This window comes from Deinococcus malanensis (assembly GCF_014647655.1).
Classification (GTDB): domain Bacteria; phylum Deinococcota; class Deinococci; order Deinococcales; family Deinococcaceae; genus Deinococcus; species Deinococcus malanensis.
The window spans coordinates 106,578-107,266 of record NZ_BMPP01000016.1 but is presented as its reverse complement, the minus strand read 5'-3'; positions in this window follow the sequence as shown (position 1 = coordinate 107,266).

Sequence of the window (689 nt, the reverse complement as noted above, 5' to 3'; positions counted from 1 at the left end):
TCGACCCTTGGGTATCTCAGCCCTGCCGAGTTCGAAGCCCACCATCTTGCCAGACAGCCAGCCGCCGCTTAACTTGAAGTACGCAAAACCGGCACAACCTCAGTCAGTCTTCGACCTACCATCAGACGTCAGTCTGTTTGGTGCACCGCGCCGTGAGTCGGGCAGATGGTGCGCGATGCCCACACTGCGGCGAACCCATGCGTGTCATCGGCACTCGTTGGCGTGTTCCCAAAAAAACTGATGATCGAGGATGGAGCGAACTGCAACACGTGCTCGCGTCCCAAGATCATCTTGCGGCTCATCATCATGCAACCCGCTTTGCCCATTACGGCATCTCGGTAGTAGGAGAACGCCCCAGCGAATACAGGGCCGAATATCGCCTCCGCCGCATCGTGCGCCGACCAGGAGCTTAAGCAAGCATCAAGTGTTCGGTTAAGCGGTCCTCTGAGCAAAAATTGGCGGTGAAAAAAGAAAGGGGTACAGGGTAGGAATAGACCCCCCGTACCCCCAAAGGTTACCCCTGAGGTGCGGAGGCTCTTGGAGGTGGAGCAACTGGGTACGCGAATGTAAACCGTCAGGACGCTTTCACCTTGTGCATTCCAGTGAATTTCGGATGCTCAGTCAGATGTTATGTGATGGGTTGCCTATATGGGTCAAACTGACCCCAGCTACTCTTTAAGTCTGACCCC